This is a genomic window from Duganella callida, assembly GCF_004614165.1.
In the GTDB taxonomy this organism is placed as follows: Bacteria; Pseudomonadota; Gammaproteobacteria; order Burkholderiales; family Burkholderiaceae_D; genus Rugamonas; species Rugamonas callida.
In genome coordinates this window covers 1-3,649 of sequence record NZ_SPVG01000269.1, presented here as the reverse complement: position 1 = coordinate 3,649, position 3,649 = coordinate 1, and the positions used below count along the sequence as shown (strand labels likewise).

Genomic DNA, 3,649 nt, shown 5'->3' with positions numbered 1-3,649 from the left:
CGCGCGGCATCCAGCGCCAGCAAAAAACCGTGCGGCTGGATTGCGCCCGGCGTGCTGTCGATGCTGATATCGCCGCCCATGGCGTGCGCCAGCCGGCGCACCAGGAACAGGCCCAGGCCGGTGCCGCCGAAGCGGCGCGCGATGCTGCTGTCGGCCTGCTCAAACGGCTGGAACAGGCGCGCCACCTGGTCCGGCGCCATGCCGATGCCGGTGTCGCGCACTGCGCACGTCAGCATCTGTTGCGCCGGCTGGTAGCCGACCGTCACCGTGACGGCGCCGCGCTCGGTGAACTTGAGCGCGTTCGACACCAGATTCAGCAGGATCTGCCGCCAGCGCGTGGGGTCGCCCAGCACGGCCGGCGGGCAGTCGGCGCAGGTGCGGCTGTCGAAGGCGATGCCGCGCTGCGCGGCCTGGCCGCGCATCAGCAGGTCGACCGCCGCCAGCGCCTCGGCCGGCGCGAACGCCACCTGCTCCAGCGCCAGCTTGCCCGACTCGACCTTGGACATGTCGAGGATGTCGTTTATCAGCGCCAGCAGCAGGTGGCCGTTGCGCGCGATGATGCCGCCCAGTTCCTCCGCTTCGCGCAGCGAGGCGGCCTGTTCGAGATGCTCGGCGAAGCCGATCACGGCGGTCAGCGGGGTGCGGATCTCGTGGCTGATCATGGCCAGGAAATCGCTCTTGGCGCGGTTGGCCGCATCGGCTTCCGCCTTGAGCGCGCGCTGCTGGCGCACCGCGCGGTCGCGGTTGCCCATCTCGCGCAGCACGATGGCAAACGCGGCCAGCACGGCAACGCCGCACAGCCCGCCCACGATGACGAGCTGCCAGGCGAATTCGCGCCACTGCTGCAGGAACAGCTGCTCGGTCACGGTGATGTTGATGATCATCGGGTAGTTGGGGATCAGGCGCGCCGCGCCCATGCGCCGCACGCGCTGCAAGTCCTGCGCCTGGCGCGGCGTGTCCAGCACCATCACGCCGTGTTCGCGCCGCTGGCGTTCGATGATGTCGTAGGTGCTGCCGCCGCGGTTGGGGCGCCCCATCTGGCCGTCCTGCTGCGGCCAGCGGGTCAGGGTGACGAAGTCGCGCCGGTACAGCGTGACGCTGGCGTCGTCGCCGAGGTTGATCTTGCTGAAGAAGTCGCTCAGCTGGCGGCACGAGACGCCGACCAGCACCACGCCGAGAAAGCCGCCGTCCGGCGCGCTGATGCGGCGGCTCAGGTAAAAGGTCCACTCGCCGTTGCCCTTGTTGCGCACCGGCTGGCTGACGTACACCGTCAGCTGCGGCTGGTCGCGGTGGGCGCGGAAGTAATCGCGGTCGGCCAGATTGATCGGCGGGGCCGGATAGCTGCGCGTGAAATACACCACGTCGCCGTTGGCGGCCACCACGGTGGCGACATCGATCTGCGGCACCACTTTCTTGCGGTCGAGCAGGCGCTGGAATTCGGCCTCGTTGCGCAGCCGCGCGCGCAGCGAGGCGTCGTCGTGCACGCCGAGCGTGCGGATACGCTCCAGCATGCCGTCCAGCACCAGGTCGGCCGCGCCCATCTCGTTCGAGGTTTGCTGCGCCAGCAGCAGCGAAGTGTTGTTGAGCTGGGCTTCCCAATCCTCCAGTTCGCTCTTGTGCGCCTGAAACAGGGCGAATGCCAGCACCGCGGCCAGCGTCAGCAGCAGGGCGGCGGCGGTGGCGGTGATCAGGCGGCGGGAGCGGCGGGCTTCTGGCATGGCGGGCTGATCTTTTTGTCACGATAGCACGGCGCCGTGGCCGTGCCACCGCCGGCGCGGCCCGCTGTAGGGATGACGCAACATTCCCATCGGGCATCAATTGCAACAAAAATTAACTTCAGGTAACATGAATTCCGTGGTGCACCGAAACGTCTGTCAGCCCCCTTTGTTGTGCAGGCTGGTGCCACTTCCCGCCTTCCTGACCCCAGTCGGTCAGGCCTGGTTTTTCACGGCCGCCGATACCGCCGTTTAGCGATCACCCCACGTCCCGTGGTTTATTGCCTGAACCGGAGCGCCGTCATGCACACCTTGTCCGATACCCGCGCTGGTCTGTCGCCAGATTCCGTCGCCGTCCCCCAGCCCGGCGTCGCCGCGTTGCGCGTGCTGCTGGTGGAAGACGATCCGGTCCAGCGCGAATTGCTGACCGCCGCGTTGCGCCACTGTGGCGTCAGCCAACTGTTCGCGGCCGCCGACGGCTGGACCGCGCTGGCCTACCTGGCGGCGTCGCCGTGCGATCTGGTGATCAGCGATCTCAGCCTGCCCGGCATGGACGGCGTCGAATTCCTGCAGCGCGCGGCCGGCTTCGACATCGGCGCGGTGGCCATCGTGTCCGGCGCCGAGGCGGCCATCATGAGCACGGTGGAGCATGCGCTGCTCGAGCGCGGCGCGCAGGTGCTGGGGCGGCTGTCCAAGCCGCTGTCGCTGGAAGCGGTGGCGCGGCTGCTGGCGCAGTGCGGCGCGCAACTGGCGCCGCACCAGACGCCGCCACTGGCGCCGGCCAGCCAGCCGACACTGCCGGCACTGCGGGCGGCGCTGGACGACGGCGTGTTCCAGCCCTACTACCAGCCCAAGGTCGACCTGGGCAGCGGCCGGCTGCTGGGGGTGGAAATCCTGGCACGCTGGCGCATGCCCAACCATGCGGTGCTGAGCCCGGCGCATTTCATCCCGGCGATGGAAGACAACGCGCTGATCGATCAGCTCACCTACCAACTGCTGGACCAGGCGCTCAGCGATGCCGCGCACTGGGGCCCGCAGCCGGTCGCGCTGGCGCTGAACCTGGCGCCGCACACGCTGGAGGATCCGGGGCTGCCGGATCGCCTGCTGGTGATGGCGCAGCAACACGCGATCGCACCGGGCCGCATCACGCTGGAGCTGACCGAAACCGCCATGGCGCGCAACCCGCAACTGGTGCGCGACTGCGCCGCCCGCCTGCGCCTGCGCGGCTTCCGCTTCGCCGTGGACGACTTCGGCATCGGCTACTCGTCCATGGCTTTGCTGCTCAGCCTGCCATTCACCGAACTCAAAATCGACCGCTCCTTCGTCAGCAGCCTGGCCGGCTCGCGCAAGGCGCGCACCATGCTGGAAGCCATGGTGGCGCTGGGCAATCGCCTCGACATGCAAGTGGTGGCCGAAGGCATCGAACATGAATCGGAACTGCGCCTGCTGCGCAACATGGGCTGCCCGGCCGGGCAGGGCTATCTGTTCGCCCGCCCGATGGCGCAGGCGGAATTACTGAACTGGATCGCCGCGCCGGCGCTGCCCGCCGGGCTGGCGTCCACCGTGCACTGACCCCGCACCCCACAGGAGAACAATATGGAGATGACCTTGCCCGCGCCGGCGCCCACCCGGCGCCAGGCGGCGCGCCCGCGCGACAGCGGCTTCTTTGCTTACCACGGCTGGCTGGCGCCGGGCATCCGCCTGTTCCGCGCCATCCGTTTTCCCGCCAAGTCGCTGTGGATCAGCGTGGCGTTCATGCTGCCGCTGGCCTTTGCGCTGAGCTACCTGGTCGTCGCCGAGCGCGAGCAGCTGGCCAGCGCCGAATCGGAGCTGGAAGGCTTGCGCTACCTGGCGCCGCTGAACCGTTTCATCCAGCAGGCGCAGCAGGCGCGCAAGGCGGCCGCGTCCGGCGCCGACGCGGCGGCGCCGCTGGC

2 protein-coding genes and 1 pseudogene are annotated in these 3,649 nt (G+C 69.1%); 2 read left to right on the top strand and 1 reads right to left on the bottom strand.

Annotated elements, in window-relative coordinates; genetic code table 11:
• On the bottom strand, positions 1–1,718 hold a 1,718-nt coding region (locus E4L98_RS28530), incomplete at its 3' end, for a sensor histidine kinase (protein ID WP_135204921.1).
• Between the two features lie 300 nt (positions 1,719–2,018).
• Here E4L98_RS28530 and E4L98_RS28525 point away from each other — a divergent pair.
• Together E4L98_RS28525 and E4L98_RS28520 are read left to right on the top strand one after the other, a co-directional pair.
• On the top strand, positions 2,019–3,287 hold the full coding sequence (locus E4L98_RS28525; protein WP_135204920.1) for an EAL domain-containing response regulator: 1,269 nt from the start codon (positions 2,019–2,021) through the stop codon (positions 3,285–3,287).
• A 24-nt stretch (positions 3,288–3,311) separates the two neighbouring features.
• Positions 3,312–3,649: pseudogene (locus E4L98_RS28520) on the top strand (hypothetical protein); the annotation flags it as partial.